We start from the raw sequence: 15,463 nt of genomic DNA, 5'->3' as shown, positions 1-15,463 counted from the left end.
CTCTCCGGCGGAGTGGCCACGCTCCCGGCTTCACGCCGGTTCGGCGGCATGGCTCTCGAAGGCTATCTCGGGAATCCACTCGGCAATGGCGGTACCGATCCTGTCGGCATGGTCCTCCTGCAGATAATGCGCGCCGGGTCCGAGATCGATCAACCGGCAGTTCTTCAGGCCCACCGCGAATTCCCGTGCCGCCTGCGGCGAGACGAGGGCGCCCGGATCGCCTGAGAAAAGCAGCTTCGGGTAGGAGGAAGCCCGGAGCGCCCGATGGTCGTTCTCACTGATGGCGGCGACGTCGGCGGGCTGGCCTTCGATCGGCAGGTCGCGCGGCAGCCTCAGGATCGGCTCGCGCGATCGCGGTGTCGGGAACGGCGCCCGATAAGCTGCCATTTCAGCATCGCTCATCGTGCGCAGAACCGAGGCCGGCAGCACCTTTTCGACGAAAACATTGTCTTCCAGAACAAGCTTCTCACCGATGCCAGGCGTGCGCATTGCCTTGAACAATTCGCGCGCCTGCGGACGCTGGTGGAAATCGTCCCAGCTCTCGAAGGGCCGGATGAATTCAATGAAGGCGAGGCCGAGGATCCGCTGCGGCCGCCGGGCGGCGAGATGGAAGGCAAGGGCGGTACCCCAGTCCTGCGCGACGACCACCATGTCGGTGATGCCAAGCGTCTCGATGAAAGCGTCGAGATACCGGACGTGGTCGAAGAAGCGATAGTCGATGTCCGGCTTGCCGGATTGGCCATAGCCGATCAGGTCGGGCGCTATGCAGCGGCCGAACGGCGCTACATGCGGGATGATGTCGCGCCAGATGTAGGACGACGTCGGGTTGCCGTGCAGGAAGAGTACTGTCGGGCCAGCCGTGCCTGCCTCGATATAGGAAATGGTGGAATCGAGTACCGCGACTTGCGAGCGCGGCAACATTCTGCGCTTTTCGAGTTTCGGGTTCATCGGATCAGCTCCTTTTTGCGAAGACTGTTTTGAAGACGATATTCTTGAAACGCTCGACCGGTTCGGGACTGCGCTCCACCTTCATGCGCAGCATCGCACCTTGCCAGGAACTCAAAAGGAAATCGGCGAGGTCCTCGGCATCGAATGCGTCGGTGATATCGCCGGCCGCCTGGCCTTCGGTGATGCATTCGGCGAACGGCTTGCGCCAGCGTTCGAAAATGGCGACGAGTTGCAGCCTCAGCGCCTCACTGTGAGCCGCCGTCTCGAGGCTGAGATTGCCGATCATGCAGCCCCGTGCCCAATCATGCGCCTCCAGCTTCGACGTGATGATTTCGAGATAGCGGCGCAAGCGCCCGACCGGGGGCGTGCCGTCCCGGGCAAGGGCCTGCTCCACCAAACCGCTCACATAGGCGAAATAGCGGTCCAGCACCTCGCCGGTGAACGCCTCCTTGGATGCAAAATGATTGGTGAAGGACCCCGGGCGGGCATCGGCCGCGGCGACGATGTCGCGTACGCCGGCGGCCGAATAGCCGGAACTCCAGATGGTCTTGAAACCGGCGTCGAGAAGTTTTTCGCGAAGTGAATGTCTAGCCATGCCGTATAATACGTACGTACGTATTAAAGTCAAGAAGCATGTTTTATACCGCGCGCTCTTGGCAGAACCCACGGGCAATGGCATCGCAGTGGTGGCGTTGGAACGAGGAGTGAAGCATGGCAGCGGCGAAACAAGTCATCGTCATCGGCGCCGGCATCATCGGCGCCTCCATCGCCTGGCACCTGACCAGGGCCGGAGCAAAGGTGACGGTCATTGCCGGCAGCGGTGCCGGCGGCGTCGCGACGCCGAATTCCTTTGCCTGGATCAATGCCAGTTGGGGTAATCCGCAGCCTTACTTCCGGCTACGGACTCGATCGATGGCCGAATGGACGCGATTGGCGAACGAGGTGCCGGGCATCCCGTTGCAATGGTGCGGTGGCCTGTGCTGGGACCTGCCCGCGGCCGAACTGGAAGCCTATGCCGCCGAACATTCCCTATGGGGCTACGGCATCGAGCGTGTCGACCGTGCCGGAGCGGCCCGCATCGAGCCCAATCTGGCCGAACTTCCCGACTTCGCCCTTTATGTCGCCAAGGAAGGTGTCGCCGAGCCGGTCGCCGCCACGCAAGCACTGCTGGCCGACGCCGAACGGCGCGACGCGCGGCTGCTGACGGGAGTTACCGCGACCGCGCTTGTGCAGGCCAACGGCAGGATTGCCGGCGTCGATACATCCGGCGGGCCGATTACTGCCGACGAGGTGGTGATCGCGGCCGGAGCCGGCTCTCCGGCACTAGCGGCAACAGCCGGGATAGAACTCCCGATCGAAACGCCGCCCGGCCTGATCGTGCATTCGCGCCCCTACGAAAAGCTGCTCAACGGGCTGGTGATCGGCGACCGCCTGCATATGCGCCAGACAGCGGGAGGCCGCGTCATCGCCGGCTCGGATTTCGGCGGCGCCGATCCCGGCATGGATGCCGCGGCCACCGCCCGCGACCTGTTTGCAGCGATGAAGGCGATGCTGCGCGGCGCGGATGGGCTGGAACTCGATTTCCACACCATTGGCTACCGGCCGACGCCGGTCGATGGCTTTCCCATCATAGGCCGCGCCGAAGGCACGGGCGGCGTCTACGTCGCCGTTATGCATTCCGGCATCACGCTGGCGCCGGCCGTCGGCCTGTTCGCCGCCCGCGAAATCCTCGACGGCGAGCGCGATCCGCTGCTTGATCCCTACGGACTGGCGCGGTTTACTCAATAACCGGGTGGGCGGCGAAAGCCGCCGGCCAGCGGCTCGATGGCCCTGGCGATCCCGAGCAGGCGCGACTCCGACCAGCGTTTGCCAACAAGCTGTAGTCCGATGGGCAGGCCGTCGCGATCCTGTCCGCAGGGCAGCGACAGTGCCGGATGGCCGCTGTAGTTGAACACCGCGCCATAGGCCGGCAGCATCCAGTAGCTTTGCTTCTCGCCGTCGACCTCGATCGGCGTTCCCGGCTCGCAATGCGGGAAGGCGGTGACCATGGCCACCGGGCACAGCAAGGCGTCGCAACCGTCGAAGAACCGTTCCCATGCCAGGATGGAGCGGTCGCGGCGGGCGAGCGCCTCGAACCAGCGCGAGACCGGCGTCGGCTTCTCCGGTGGTTCGGGCTGCGCCGCCTCCAGCATCATGCCGATCAGGACGCCGCCCTGCTTCAGGTCGTCGTGCAGGTCGAGCTCCGGCAATTCGGCTTCCTCGACGATGGCGCCCGCAGCCTGAAGCTCTTTTGCCAGACTTTCGACCGCCGCGCTGATCTCGCCGGCCACTGGAAAGCCCGGAAAGGACGGCGCGACGGCAATGCGCAAATTTTTGAGGTCCAGCTCAGGCATGGTTTCGACCGGGACCGGCGCAAGGTCGGTATCGCTTCCATCCGGCCCGGCAATGAGGCCGTAGATGAGCGCCAGGTCCTCGACGCTGCGCGCCAGCGGTCCGAGGCAGGACATCAGCCGCACGCTGCGCGGCGCCCCGCCTGGATCGGGGAAGGCGCCGGCGAGCGAGACGCGGTGCTCGGTCGGCTTGAGGCCGTAGACGCCACAAAAGGCGGCCGGCAGCCGGATCGAATCCTGCATGTCGGTGCCGACCTCGAACGGCGTCATTCCGGTGCTGAGCGCCGCCGCCGCACCGCCACTGGAGCCGCCGGCGGTGCGCTGGAGATCCCAGGGATTGCCGGTGCGGCCGAATGGCGGATTGCTCGACTGCCAGTCACCGAGCATTGTCGCCACGTTCGTCTTGCCCACCAGTATGCCGCCTGCCGCCTTTAGCCGGGCAACGACCGAACTGTCTGCCCTCGGGGCATAGTCGGCGAAGGCCGGGAAGCCGACGGTGGTTCTCATGCCAGCGGTTTCGTGCGTGTCCTTCAGTGTGAACGGCAGGCCATGCAGCGGCCCAAGTGCCTCGCCGCGCGCCTGCGCTTCGTCGGCTTTCTTCGCTCGAGCGCGAGCCTCCTCCCTGTCGAGCGTGACGACGGCATTGGCCGCCTCATTGTGCCTGTCGATCTGCGCCAGATGCTCGTCCAGCACTTCTATTGCGGAAACCGTACGGTCGCGGATGGCCGCGGCCAGTTTGGTGGTCGAGGAAAAGACGATATCCATCATGACCGCTCCGGGCTATCGCGTCGCGCTCCTCAAAATGGTGGATTGCGGCGCGGCTTCAAGCCTGGCTCGGCATTTTGACGACGGCGGCGCTTGATCGGATTGCGCTGCCGGGATTTGTTGAGGGGGCGCTGTACCGCGGCCTCCCGCGATCGGCACCTCTACGGCTTACCGTCCCCTGTTATGCGTCCGTTCGTAGAGCTCACGGATGATGCCGCTTGCCGTGGTCTCGAACAGAAACGGCAAGAAAGCATGAATGAGCGCGGCAAAGGCCGCCATGAACAATCGCGACGAGAACCATGCGGCGAAAGCCATATGGCCGAAATAGCTCTCGCCGACCGCGGCCGGGTGAGAGGTGAAAAGTCTTGCGAGCCGTGCTGTCATGTCGATCCCTCCTGCCGGCATGAAGAGCCAGCGATGAATATCCTGCCACGGCTATCAGGGTCATCGGTCTCAAATTGTCCTTGTCTAAAGCCAAATTTTGGGACAAACATCCCGCATGATGGCGGAAATCGACGAAATAGACCGGAGATTGCTGGCCGAGCTGCAACGCGACGGCACGCTGTCCGTCGACCAGCTCTCGGCAAGAATATCGCTGTCGCGCAATGCCTGCTGGCGCCGGGTCAAGCGGCTGGAGGAAGACGGCGTCATTACCGGTCGGGTGGCACTGGTCGACGCCGACAAGCTCGGACTCGGGCTTTCGGTGTTCATCCTGATCCGCACCTCGAACCACGATCCCGACTGGCTGCAAAGATTCCGGGCGGCGGTGACCGGCTTTGCCGAGATCACCGGCGCCTACCGCATGTCCGGCGATCTCGACTATGTGCTGCGCGCCCGCGTCGCCGATGTGAAGGCCTATGACCGGCTCTACCAGCGGCTGATCGCCAAGGTGGCGCTGTCGGACGTTTCGGCCTCTTTCGTCATGGAGGAGATCAAGGAGACCACGGTCGTTCCGATGGAACTGCGCTGAGGCGGAACTGCGCTGAAAGAAAGCCGTTGATAGCATTGCCGCCGAGTTGACTGAACCGGCGTTCGCGACGATAGGATCAGCCTTATGCGCGCAGCACCTTATCCTACCTCCGTCATCGGTCCGGCTGTCGGTTTCGTCAGGCTGCCGCATGGCGAGGGCTTGCCGCTTCCCGCCTATGAGAGCTCGGGCGCCGCCGGCATGGACCTGCGCGCCGCCGTCCCCGACGACAGGCCGCTTTTGATCCTGCCCGGAAAGCGCGCGCTGGTGCCGACCGGGCTGGTCCTGGAAATTCCGGAGGGCGTCGAAGGCCAGGTCCGGCCGCGTTCGGGCCTCGCCGTCAAGCACGGGCTCACCTGCCTCAACACGCCGGGCACCATCGACAGCGACTATCGCGGCGAGGTCAAGGTGCTGCTGATCAATCTCGGCGACGAGGATTTCGCCGTGACGCGCGGCATGCGGATCGCCCAGATCGTCTTCGCCCCGGTAACGCAGGCGACCGTCGAGGAGCGCACATTGGCCGGCGGCACGGCGCGCGGCTCGGGCGGCTTCGGATCGACCGGCACCGCTTGATGAAAATACCCAAACTCGTCATCTTCGATTGCGACGGGGTTCTGGTCGATACCGAGAACCTGGCCAATCGGCGCCTCGCCGAATGGTTGACCGCGGCAGGCTTCCCGGCCAGCTTCGAATATTGCCGCAAGAATTTCTCCGGCCGCAGCATGGTCTCGGTGCAGAAGGAAGTCGAGGCGACCGGCGTCAGTCTTGGCGCCGATTTTGTCGAGCGCTGGAACGCCGGCCTGCCGGACCTGTTCGCACATGGCGTCGAGGCCATCCCCTACGTTCGCGAGTTCATCGAAACCGTGCACGCCGCCGGCATCGCCACCTGCGTCGCCTCGTCGGCACGGGTATCGAAAATGCACATCACACTCGGCCAGACCGGGCTGCTGCCGCTGTTCGAGCATGCGCTGTTCAGCTCGACCATGGTCTCGCGCGGCAAGCCGTTCCCCGACCTCTTCCTGCATGCGGCAGCGACGATGGGCTTCGCGCCCGCCGACTGCATCGTCATTGAGGACAGCGTCGCCGGGACGACAGCCGGCATCGCCGCCGGCATGCGCGTCTATTCCTACCACGGCGACCCGCTTTCCGACCGCGATGGACTGATCGAAGCTGGCGGCATCCTGTTCGACGACATGCGTGAACTGGCCGGGCTGGTGCCGATCCACTGATCGCCTTTGCGTAAGCTGCATGCGCATCCGGTCTCAGACCGGGCGTGGGGCTCCAAGTACTCGGTCGACCGTGTCGCGTATGAGGCTGCGCAGCTTGGCCGGCCTGTCGAGATGACTGACGACAAGGAGGCCGTCGGCCGCCACCGTTAGCGCGTCCGCTGTGCGGTCCGGATCGGGATTTGCGTCCGCGATCAGCAGATCCCTGAGGATACCCCACTTCCAGTGACGATGCTGATCGATCGCCTGGCGAACCGGGCTGCTGGGATCCGGATATTCAGCGGCGGCATTCTGAAACGGGCAGCCGCGGTAGCCCGGCTGATCTGCCGCATCGGCGATGAGATCGAATATCGCAAGGATCATCTGCCGAGGTGGCCGCCGCCCAAGCTTCGCGATTGCCGCCCGTCCTCCCTTGCTGAGCTCCTCGATATAGGCGCGGACCAGATCGTCCTTGGCCGCGAAGTGATGATAGAACGTCGCCTTGGCAACGCCGGCCTCGGCGATGATGCGGTCGATGCCGACTGCGCGCACCCCCTCCAGAGAAAACAGCGCGGTCGCCGTATCGAGGATGCGACGGCGCGCAAGACTTTCGGGACGATTGTTGATTCGGGCTGCGGACATGCCTTGACTGTATAGCAGACAGGTCTGTATACATCCACATGTAGACAGACAGGTCTACCTACTAATGAAGGAAATGCGAACATGGCTTCGATAGTCAGGGAAATCATCGTAGATGCTTCACCGGAAAGCGTATGGGCGACGGTCGGCGACTTCGCCGGCGGCGCCCAACGGATAGCCCCAGGCGTTTTCGTCGACTGCAGGGTGGATGAGGACGACGTACGGGCCCTTACTTTCGCCGACGGCAAGATTGTGCGAGAGCGGCTCATCGCCCGCGACGAGCAGAGCCGGCGCATCGTGTGGGGATGGCTCGGCGATGAGGTCGCCCATGATAACACCTCCATGCAGGTCTTTGCCGAGGGTGAGGGCCGGAGCCGCCTGGTCTGGATCCATGACACTCTGCCGGACGAACTCGGCGCGTGGCTCGCAGCCGCCATGGATCAGCTGGTGCCTGTTTTCCAGCAGACCCTGGCGACCGAAGCCAAACCAACATAGCGGGGTAACGCCAGGTGTTTCCTCTTGGCCGCAAAATGCTCTAGCTTGCGCGCGCCCGACATAACGAGCGCGCGCATGGCCTTCTCGCTGGTTCGTTTCATCCTTGCCTGCCTGCTGCTGCCTTGTCTTTGGACGACGGCCAGCGCCGAGGCCGTCAGTTTCCCGGAGCTCGGCAGCGCTGTCCCCGGCCACGGCGATGTCACCTATCTCGACCTCGCCAGGATGGTCATTCCCGATCTGGCCGCGGACAAGGACGGCTTTTTCCGGGGTTCGACGCCGATCGAGATGCGCCACATCGCTGGTCCGGACTACGGCGGCTCCCCGCCGGCGACGTCGGGTCTTTCCAACGCCGGCGTGCTCGGCATCAAGGCCGGCGGCAAGGAGCGGCTGGCCATGCTGTTCGACCTTGGCGACTCGCCTGACAGCGCCGAGGGCTATGCCGTGCTGGCACTCTATGACATCACCGGCAAGCCGGCGCTGCTCGACGCGGTCAATGTCGCCGTCGACCGCATCACCTATCTTCGCGATCCGGGCAAGCTGGCGATCGGGCCTGGTGACGACGCTATCATCAGCATGAGCATGCATTTCAATTCGAGCCAGGGCTATGGGATCACGCCGCTGATCATGGTCCGCAACGACAGGTTCGAGCTGATCGACATGATCTATACGTTCGACGAAAACCTCTGCACTCATAGGAGGACACAGAATGCGGCGTTCCAGGTGGTCGCCGACGGCCAGCCTTATGCAGCCATCAAGGTCACAGTGACCGACGCGACGCTACCGGGAGAAGAAAGCTGCGACGGCCAGCCGCCGCCAGAGGCGTCTTCGCGCGACATTTCCGTCACCTATCATTGGAACAAAAATGCTTCGCGCTACGTCAAGGATTCCGATGCGCTGGACCGATTGGCAGATGACAACGCCAAACGCTTCTGAGCCAACCGCATTTGTTTGCCCGGCGCCTTCCGCCGGGCTAGAATTTGCCTCACATTCTGCACTGGAGGGGAGCATCCATGGACAAGGGTAAGATTTTTCGCGACCTGCATGCCTCGATCTTCGTCATGGCCAATTCCTGGGACGTCGGGACGACCAAGCTCTTGGCTTCGTTCGGCTTCAAGGCGCTGGCCACGACCAGCGCCGGCTTTGCCTTTTCGCGCGGCCTGCCCGATGGTGCGGTGACGTTCGAGGCGATGATCCATCATTGCCGTGAAGTGTCGGCGGCGACCGGGCTGCCGGTTTCGGCCGATCTCGAAAAGGGCAAGGGCGACAGCGCAACAAGTGCCGGCGAGACCATCTTCGCCGCCGAGGCGGCTGGCCTCGCCGGCTGCTCGATCGAGGACCATACCGGCGAGCCCGACAAGCCGATCTATGATTTTGCGCATGCCGTCGAGCGCGTCGCGGCGGCGGCAGAAGCGGCACGGGCACTGAAACGCGATTTCGTCTTCACCGCGCGGGCCGAGAATTTCCTGTGGGGCAAGCCCGATCTTGACGATACGATCAAGCGGCTGCAGGCCTTCGAGAAGGCCGGCGCCGACGTGCTCTATGCACCGGGGCTAGGCGACATCGAGATGGTGCGAACCGTCTGCTCGGCGCTGACCAAGCCGGTCAACGTCATGGCCAGGCCCGGCTTCACCATCGCCGACCTGGCCACGGCGGGGGTAAAGCGCGTCTCGCTCGGTCCATGGCTCACCAATTTCGCCTTCGGCATGCTGGAGACCGCGGCGCGCGAGATCCAGCAGGATGGCACCTTCGGCTTCACCCGCGCCGCCATGCCGTTCGGCAAGCTGCAGGCGCTGTTTGCCAAATCTTCAGCCTAGGTCGGGCCCGGCGAATGACCCTCACCGTCGTCGACATGCACACCGGCGGCGAGCCGCTGCGGATCGTCACCGGCGGCTACCCCGACATTCCCAAGGGCACGATCCTCGAAAAGCGTGCCTATGTGCGCGACCATCTCGATCATCTCAGAAAGATCCTGATGTTCGAGCCGCGCGGCCATTACGACATGTATGGCGCGCTGCTGGTGGAGCCTGACCTGCCGGGCGCCGACCTCGCGGTGCTGTTTATGCACAATGAGGGCTATTCGACGATGTGCGGCCACGCCATCGTCGCGCTCGGCCGCTACGCCGTCGACGAGCGGCTGGTGGCGCCACGCGAGCCGTTGACGACCGTAAACATCGAGGCGCCGTGCGGGCTGATCTCGGCTTCTGTGGACGTAAGGAATGGCAAGGCCGGTGCGGTGTCCTTCGAAAGCGTGCCGGCGTTTCTGTTCGCCCGCGACCGGCGGATCGAGCTGCCGGGCTATGGTCCGGTCGGCTTTGACATCGCCTATGGCGGCGCCTTCTATGCGCTCGCCGACTGCCGCCAGTTCGGGCTGGAATTCGGCAGGAACCGGGTGCGCGATTTCGTCGATGCAGCGACCGCGCTGACCGATAAGCTCAAGGCCGAATTGCCGCTGTCGCATCCCGACCATGCCGATCTCGCCTTTCTCTACGGCACCATCCTGACTGACGGACAGGATGCGTTCTCCGATACGCCGACCAAAAACATCTGCGTTTTCGCCGAAGCCGAGGTCGACCGTTCGCCGACCGGCTCGGGCGTCACCGCGCGGCTGGCGGCCATGCACGCCAAGGGGCAAATCGAGATTGGCCGGGCGCGGCTGTTCGAGAGCATCGCCGGCTCGCGCTTTTCCGGCGCGGTCGCACGCAGGGCCACAGCCGGGCCGCATGATGCCATCATCGCCCGGGTCGGCGGCCGCGCCTATTACTCAGGACGGGCCGAATTCATCGTCGAGGACGATGATGACCTGGGCAGGGGTTTCCTGCTGCGCTAGCTCCCTTCCCGCGCCGAGATCGCCTTGTGCAGATGCACCATCATGGCGGCGGCGAACAGCGGCGTCAAAAGGTTGAGCAGGGGCACGGCCAGGAAAGCGGCGACGACCAGCCCGGCCAGGAATACGGTGACCGCGTGCTTTCTGCGCAGCGCCCTGGCCTCGGCCTCCGGGCGAAAGCGCATGGTGGCGAACTCGAAGAACTCGCGCCCGAGCAGATAACCGTTGACGATGAAGAAGGCGGCGATGTTGATGCCCGGCACCAGCAGAAGCAGCAGAGCGATGATGTTGCCGAGGATGACGACGCCGAAGAACCTGATCGCCAGCACCAGCGAGCGCAGCGCCGGCACGGCGCAGCCGGGCGGATCGTTGGGATAGTCGGTGCGCTCGACCACTTCGGCGACGTCGTCAAGGAACAGGCCGGCGATGATCGCCGTCACCGGCGCGATAAAAAGCGCCAGCCCCAGCGCAAGGCCGACGCCGGCGACGACGGCGCCCAGCCATCCGGCCCAGGAGGGAAGGGCGGGCAGCCATGCATCGATCCACGGCCAGGCCAGCCATTCGAACAGGCTCTTTATCCCGAACCACAGCGCCGCCAGTGCCAGCAAGGTCAGCCCCAGTGTCTTCACGAACACGGAACGGAATTCGGGCGAGAACAGCCGGCTCAAGGCGGCGCGGGCGGCGTCGAGGATCACGGCGTTTCCAATTCCATGTCAAACATGCCCGTGGCTGATATCTCCGAATAGGCGGAGACCGCCCAAGTCGCAAGCGCGGCTTCCTAGCGCGCGACCTTCGCCTGGGGAATGGTCATCGCCGCCACGCCGACGACGACCAGGGCCATTCCCCACCACGCGCTCGGACCAAGGCTTTCGCCAAGGAACACGGCTCCGATAGCAACGCCGATCGGCACCCGCAGATAGGCTTGCGAGGTGGTGCCGACGGAGCCCAGCGAATGGAGGAGGCGGAAATAGATCGAGAAGGCCAGCGCGGTCGAAAACACCGAAAGCCCGAGCAGCGCAAGGACCGAAGCTGTCGATGGCGCCAAGGTCCATGGCCGGTCGAACGCAAGGCTCAACGGGATCAGCATCGCGGCGCCGCAGAGCATCGAACCGGCGGCCGGCACCATCGGGTCGAGCCCCCTGAAGCCGCGGCCGAAAACGGCAGCGCCGGCGTAGCAGATCGTCGCCGCGACCACGGCAAGTTGCGGCAATATTTGCTGTCCGAGGCCGCCTAGCGCTGGGGCGCCGACAACGAGGCATATTCCGGCGATTCCCGCCGCGACACCGAACAGCTTGCGCATGGTCGCCGGTTCATGGCGGGTGATGAGGGCGGTCAGCAAGAAGGTGAAGATCGGCGAGGTCGCATTCAGGATCGTGGCCAGCCCGGCATCCAGCGAGCGCTCGGCCCAAGCGATCAGCGTGAACGGCACGACGCTGTTGAGGCATGCCTGGAATGCAAACCGGCGCCAGCTTGCGGCATCACCCGGCAAGGCCAGCCCGCGCCAGCGGATCCAGGCGAACAGGATGCCACCCGCGACCAGGGTTCGCGCGGCGATCAGCGTTACCGGCGGGATCGTCGCGACGCCGATCTTGATGAAGCTGTAGGATACGCCCCACAGCAGCGCCAATACGACGAGCAGCACCAACTCGAGCCTCGTGTCGGTTTTCATGGACATGGCCGGCTGGAACCTCTGGGCATCGCTCATCTCAGCCATGCTTGTAAGCCAGGCACGCGGGAAATGCTTCGGCCGCCATCCAACGATGGTCGCTATGCTGACATTCGTCGGATCGCCGCTAGGCAAAGCCGCATCAAACCGCTAGACCCGCCCGCGCCCGGCGTGGCAGAAAGCCGGTGGCTTTTGGCGGAGACATGAATTGATGCCGGATTATGACGTGCTTTGTATCGGAAATGCCATCGTCGACATCATCGCCCAGTGCGACGAGGCGTTCCTGGAGACCAACGGCATCATCAAAGGCGCGATGAATTTGATCGACACGAGGCGCGCCGAACTGCTCTACAGCCGCATGGGCCCGGCCATCGAAGCCTCGGGCGGCAGCGCCGGCAACACGGCGGCGGGCGTTGCCTCCTTCGGCGGCCGCGCCGCCTTCTTCGGCAAGGTCTCCAACGACGCGCTCGGCGAAATCTACGCGCATGACATCCATGCCCAGGGCGTCGCCTTCGACACAAAGCCGCTCAACGGCGAACCGCCGACGGCGCGCTCGATGATCTTCGTCACGCCGGACGGCGAGCGCTCGATGAACACCTATCTCGGCGCTTGCGTCGAGCTCGGCCCGGAGGACGTCGAGGCCGACAAGGCGTCGGGCGCCGCCGTCACCTATTTCGAGGGCTATCTGTGGGACCCGCCGCGCGCCAAGGAAGCGATCCGGCAGACGGCGAAACTCGCCCACGCCGCCGGGCGCGAAGTGTCGATGACCCTGTCGGACTCGTTCTGCGTCGACCGCTACCGCGACGAGTTCCTCGATCTGATGCGCTCCGGCACCGTCGACATCGTCTTTGCCAACAGCCACGAGATCAAGTCGCTCTACCAGACCGCGTCCTTCGACGAGGCGCTGGCGCAGATCCGCAAGGATTGCAAGATCGCCGCCGTCACCCGCTCGGAAAAGGGCTCGGTGATCGTGCGCGGCGACGAGACCGTCACCATCGAGGCGACCAGGATCCGCGAGCTGGTCGACACGACAGGCGCCGGCGACCTCTATGCCGCCGGTTTCCTCTATGGCTACACGCAAGGCCGCAGCCTGAAGCAGTGCGGCGACCTCGGCTCGCTGGCCGCCGGACTGGTCATCCAGCAGATCGGCCCAAGGCCAAGGCAGAATCTGCGCCGCGAGGCCGAACAGGCGGGGTTGCTGTAGCGCGGCGCCTCTTCCTTCTCCCCCAAGGGAGAAGGAAGAGGTGCCGCTAGGCGCTCCTCAAGCCCCGGTGCTATACGCCGCGATCGCCGCCATATTGACGATGTCTGAGTCCTTGGCATTGAGCGAGACGATCTGAACCGGCTTGTTCAGGCCGACCAGCAGCGGGCCGATGACGGTAGAGCCGCCGAGTTCCTGCAGCATCTTGGTCGAGATCGAGGCCGAGTGGAAAGCCGGCATCACCAGCACGTTGGCCGGGCCGGTCAGCCTGATGAACGGGTACTGCGCCATGGCGCGGGCGTTGAGCGCCACGTCGGCGGCCATTTCGCCGTCATACTCGAAATCGACGCGGCGCTTGTCGAGGATGCGCACCGCTTCCTGGACGCGCTCGGAGCGCTCGCCCTGCGGATGGCCGAAGGTCGAATAAGCGAGCATGGCGAGCCTCGGCTCGTAGCCCATGCGGCGGGCAAAGCCGGCGGCCTCCTCGGCGATGTCGGCGATCTGTTCAGCATTCGGCATGTCGTGCACGGCGGTGTCGGCAACGAGGACGGTGCGGCCCCGCGCCAGCACGATCGACACGCCGATAACGCAGTGGCCGGGCCTTGCGTCGATGACGCGGCGGATGTCATCGAGCGCCGTCGAATAGTTGCGGGTGACACCGGTGACGATGCCGTCGGCATCGCCCAGCGCCACCATGCAGGCGGCGAAATGGTTGCGATCGTTGTTGATCAGCCGCTGGCAGTCGCGGAACAGGAAGCCTTTGCGCTGCATGCGCTCGTAGAGATAGTCGGCGTAGACCGAGTTGCGCCGCGACAGCCGCGCATTGATGATCTCGATGCCTTGCTTGCCGAGGTCGATGCCGGCGTTCCTGGCGTTTTCCTTGATGATGTCGTCGCGGCCGAGCAGGATGGCGGTGCCGAGCCGCTGGTTCACATAGGAGACGGCGGCGCGCATCACCTGCTCCTCCTCGCCCTCGGCAAAGACGATGCGCTTGGGCTGGCGGCGCACCCGGTCGTAGATGCGCTGCAGCGTCGATGCGATCGGGTCGCGGCGGGCGGAAAGCTCCTGCGCGTAGCGGTCCAGATCGAGGATCGGCTTGCGGGCGACGCCGGAGTCCATCGCCGCCTTGGCGACCGCGATCGGGATCGCCGAGATCAGGCGCGGATCGAACGGCACCGGGATGATGTAGTTTGGACCGAATTTCGGCCGCATGCCCTGATAGGCGGCGGCGACGTCGTCGGGCACGTCCTGGCGCGCCAGTTCGGCGAGCGCTTTGGCCGCGGCGATCTTCATGTCGTCGTTGATGGTGGTCGCCCGCACATCGAGCGCGCCGCGGAAAATGTAGGGGAAGCCAAGCACGTTGTTGACCTGGTTGGGATAGTCGGACCGCCCCGTCGCCATGATGGCGTCGGTGCGGATCTCGGCGACCTCCTCCGGCGTGATCTCGGGGTCGGGATTGGCCATGGCGAAGATGATCGGGTTCTTGGCCATCGACTGCACCATCCTGGTGGTCAGCGTGCCCTTGGCCGAGAGGCCGAGGAACACGTCGGCGCCGTCCAGCGCTTCGGCCAGCGAGCGCGCACCGGTTTTCACGGCGTGCGCCGATTTCCACTGGTTCATGCCTTCGGTGCGGCCCTGAAAGACCACGCCCTTGGTGTCGCACAGGATGATATTTTCTGGCGCAAAGCCCATCGCCTTCATCAGTTCGATGCAGGCGATGCCGGCAGCGCCGGCGCCGTTGCAGACCATTTTCGTGGTCTTCATGTCGCGGCCGGTGATTTCCAGCGCGTTGATCAGGCCGGCGGCCGAAATGATGGCAGTGCCGTGCTGGTCGTCATGGAAGACCGGTATGTCCATCAGCTCGCGCAGCCGCTGCTCGATGATGAAACACTCCGGCGCCTTGATGTCCTCGAGGTTGATGCCGCCGAAGGAGGGGCCGAGAAAACGCACGCAGTTGATGAATTCGTCGGCATCCTCGGTGTCGACCTCGAGATCGATGGAATCGACATCGGCGAAGCGCTTGAACAGCACCGCCTTGCCTTCCATCACTGGCTTCGAAGCAAGCGCGCCGAGATTGCCGAGGCCAAGGATGGCGGTACCGTTGGAGATGACGGCGACCATGTTGCCGCGAACCGTATAGTCGAAGGCGCGGCTCGGATCCTCGGCAATGGCGAGAACCGGCACGGCGACGCCCGGCGAATAGGCGAGGCTGAGATCGCGCTGCGTCGCCATCGGTTTTGTGGCGACGATCTCCAGCTTGCCCGGCCGCCCCATGGCATGGAATTCCAATGCCTCCTGGGCGCTGACGGAGGGCCCGTTGCTTTCGGATTTCTTGGCCATGATGCTTTCGGTTCCTCGCCCGT

Annotated in this window: 17 protein-coding genes; 9 read left to right on the top strand and 8 right to left on the bottom strand. The window is 64.5% G+C overall.

Annotation, left to right across the window (positions count from 1 at the left end):
• Positions 1-30: 30 nt before the first annotated feature.
• Entirely contained in the window at positions 31-948 is a 918-nt protein-coding gene (locus NKJ17_RS03385) for a haloalkane dehalogenase (protein WP_352506941.1), read from the bottom strand.
• A gap of 4 nt (positions 949-952) precedes the next feature.
• Positions 953-1,543 (bottom strand): TetR/AcrR family transcriptional regulator, encoded by a 591-nt coding sequence (locus tag NKJ17_RS03380; protein ID WP_352506940.1) that lies wholly within the window; start codon positions 1,541-1,543, stop codon positions 953-955.
• A 116-nt stretch (positions 1,544-1,659) separates the two neighbouring features.
• Here NKJ17_RS03380 and NKJ17_RS03375 point away from each other — a divergent pair, with 116 nt between their 5' ends.
• Positions 1,660-2,736, top strand: coding sequence for an NAD(P)/FAD-dependent oxidoreductase (locus NKJ17_RS03375; RefSeq protein ID WP_352506939.1), 1,077 nt, complete (start codon positions 1,660-1,662; stop codon positions 2,734-2,736).
• Here NKJ17_RS03375 and NKJ17_RS03370 read toward each other — a convergent pair.
• Positions 2,730-4,103, bottom strand: a complete 1,374-nt coding sequence (locus NKJ17_RS03370) for an amidase (RefSeq protein ID WP_352507001.1) — start codon at positions 4,101-4,103, stop codon at positions 2,730-2,732. The two genes, NKJ17_RS03375 and NKJ17_RS03370, sit on opposite strands and share 7 nt — an antisense overlap.
• A 168-nt stretch (positions 4,104-4,271) precedes the next feature.
• Positions 4,272-4,487 carry a DUF6356 family protein gene (locus tag NKJ17_RS03365; protein ID WP_023717932.1) on the bottom strand — a complete coding sequence of 72 codons (216 nt, stop codon included), beginning with the start codon at positions 4,485-4,487 and terminating at the stop codon, positions 4,272-4,274.
• 115 nt (positions 4,488-4,602) lie between these two features.
• On the opposite strand from NKJ17_RS03365, the gene NKJ17_RS03360 reads away from it, so the two are divergent.
• From NKJ17_RS03360 to NKJ17_RS03350, 3 genes are all read left to right on the top strand, one after another.
• Positions 4,603-5,073 carry an Lrp/AsnC family transcriptional regulator gene (locus NKJ17_RS03360; RefSeq protein WP_254816142.1) on the top strand — a complete coding sequence of 157 codons (471 nt, stop codon included), beginning with the start codon at positions 4,603-4,605 and terminating at the stop codon, positions 5,071-5,073.
• 84 nt (positions 5,074-5,157) lie between these two features.
• Positions 5,158-5,643 carry a dUTP diphosphatase gene (dut, locus tag NKJ17_RS03355; protein WP_352506938.1) on the top strand — a complete coding sequence of 162 codons (486 nt, stop codon included), beginning with the start codon at positions 5,158-5,160 and terminating at the stop codon, positions 5,641-5,643.
• A complete protein-coding gene (locus tag NKJ17_RS03350; RefSeq protein ID WP_352479875.1) occupies positions 5,643-6,299 on the top strand; it encodes an HAD family hydrolase in 657 nt (218 codons plus the stop codon). The genes dut and NKJ17_RS03350 overlap by 1 nt, the downstream gene beginning before the upstream one ends.
• 33 nt (positions 6,300-6,332) lie before the next feature.
• Here NKJ17_RS03350 and NKJ17_RS03345 read toward each other — a convergent pair whose 3' ends face one another.
• The gene (locus tag NKJ17_RS03345; protein WP_352506937.1) at positions 6,333-6,917 is read right to left on the bottom strand and encodes a TetR/AcrR family transcriptional regulator; all 585 of its coding nucleotides are present in this window, start codon (positions 6,915-6,917) and stop codon (positions 6,333-6,335) included.
• Positions 6,918-6,998: 81 nt separating this feature from the next.
• On the opposite strand from NKJ17_RS03345, the gene NKJ17_RS03340 reads away from it, so the two are divergent.
• The 4 genes from NKJ17_RS03340 to NKJ17_RS03325 all read left to right on the top strand — a co-directional run bounded on the left by NKJ17_RS03340 (position 6,999) and on the right by NKJ17_RS03325 (position 10,236).
• Positions 6,999-7,409, top strand: coding sequence for an SRPBCC family protein (locus NKJ17_RS03340; protein ID WP_352506936.1), 411 nt, complete (start codon positions 6,999-7,001; stop codon positions 7,407-7,409).
• 75 nt (positions 7,410-7,484) lie between these two features.
• Positions 7,485-8,342 (top strand): hypothetical protein, encoded by an 858-nt coding sequence (locus NKJ17_RS03335; RefSeq protein WP_352506935.1) that lies wholly within the window; start codon positions 7,485-7,487, stop codon positions 8,340-8,342.
• 77 nt (positions 8,343-8,419) lie between these two features.
• Positions 8,420-9,223, top strand: a complete 804-nt coding sequence (locus tag NKJ17_RS03330; RefSeq protein ID WP_352506934.1) for an isocitrate lyase/PEP mutase family protein — start codon at positions 8,420-8,422, stop codon at positions 9,221-9,223.
• Between the two features lie 14 nt (positions 9,224-9,237).
• Positions 9,238-10,236: a proline racemase family protein gene (locus NKJ17_RS03325; protein WP_352506933.1), complete on the top strand. Its 999-nt coding sequence runs from the start codon at positions 9,238-9,240 to the stop codon at positions 10,234-10,236.
• Here the strand turns inward: NKJ17_RS03325 and NKJ17_RS03320 are convergent.
• Together NKJ17_RS03320 and NKJ17_RS03315 are read right to left on the bottom strand one after the other, a co-directional pair.
• Complete coding sequence (locus NKJ17_RS03320) at positions 10,233-10,928, bottom strand: sulfate transporter family protein (protein WP_352506931.1); 696 nt, start codon at positions 10,926-10,928, stop codon at positions 10,233-10,235. The genes NKJ17_RS03325 and NKJ17_RS03320 overlap by 4 nt on opposite strands.
• Positions 10,929-11,011: 83 nt before the next feature.
• Complete coding sequence (locus tag NKJ17_RS03315) at positions 11,012-11,902, bottom strand: DMT family transporter (protein ID WP_502896077.1); 891 nt, start codon at positions 11,900-11,902, stop codon at positions 11,012-11,014.
• A 208-nt stretch (positions 11,903-12,110) separates the two neighbouring features.
• On the opposite strand from NKJ17_RS03315, the gene NKJ17_RS03310 reads away from it, so the two are divergent.
• On the top strand, positions 12,111-13,103 hold the full coding sequence (locus NKJ17_RS03310) for an adenosine kinase (protein WP_352506999.1): 993 nt from the start codon (positions 12,111-12,113) through the stop codon (positions 13,101-13,103).
• Positions 13,104-13,160: 57 nt separating this feature from the next.
• On the opposite strand, the gene NKJ17_RS03305 is transcribed toward NKJ17_RS03310, so the two are convergent.
• On the bottom strand, positions 13,161-15,440 hold the full coding sequence (locus NKJ17_RS03305) for an NADP-dependent malic enzyme (protein WP_352506930.1): 2,280 nt from the start codon (positions 15,438-15,440) through the stop codon (positions 13,161-13,163).
• Between the last annotated feature and the right edge of the window lie 23 nt (positions 15,441-15,463).

This window comes from Mesorhizobium sp. M0208 (assembly GCF_040322015.1).
In the GTDB taxonomy this organism is placed as follows: domain Bacteria; phylum Pseudomonadota; class Alphaproteobacteria; order Rhizobiales; family Rhizobiaceae; genus Mesorhizobium.
This window is presented reverse-complemented; position numbering and strand designations above follow the sequence as displayed.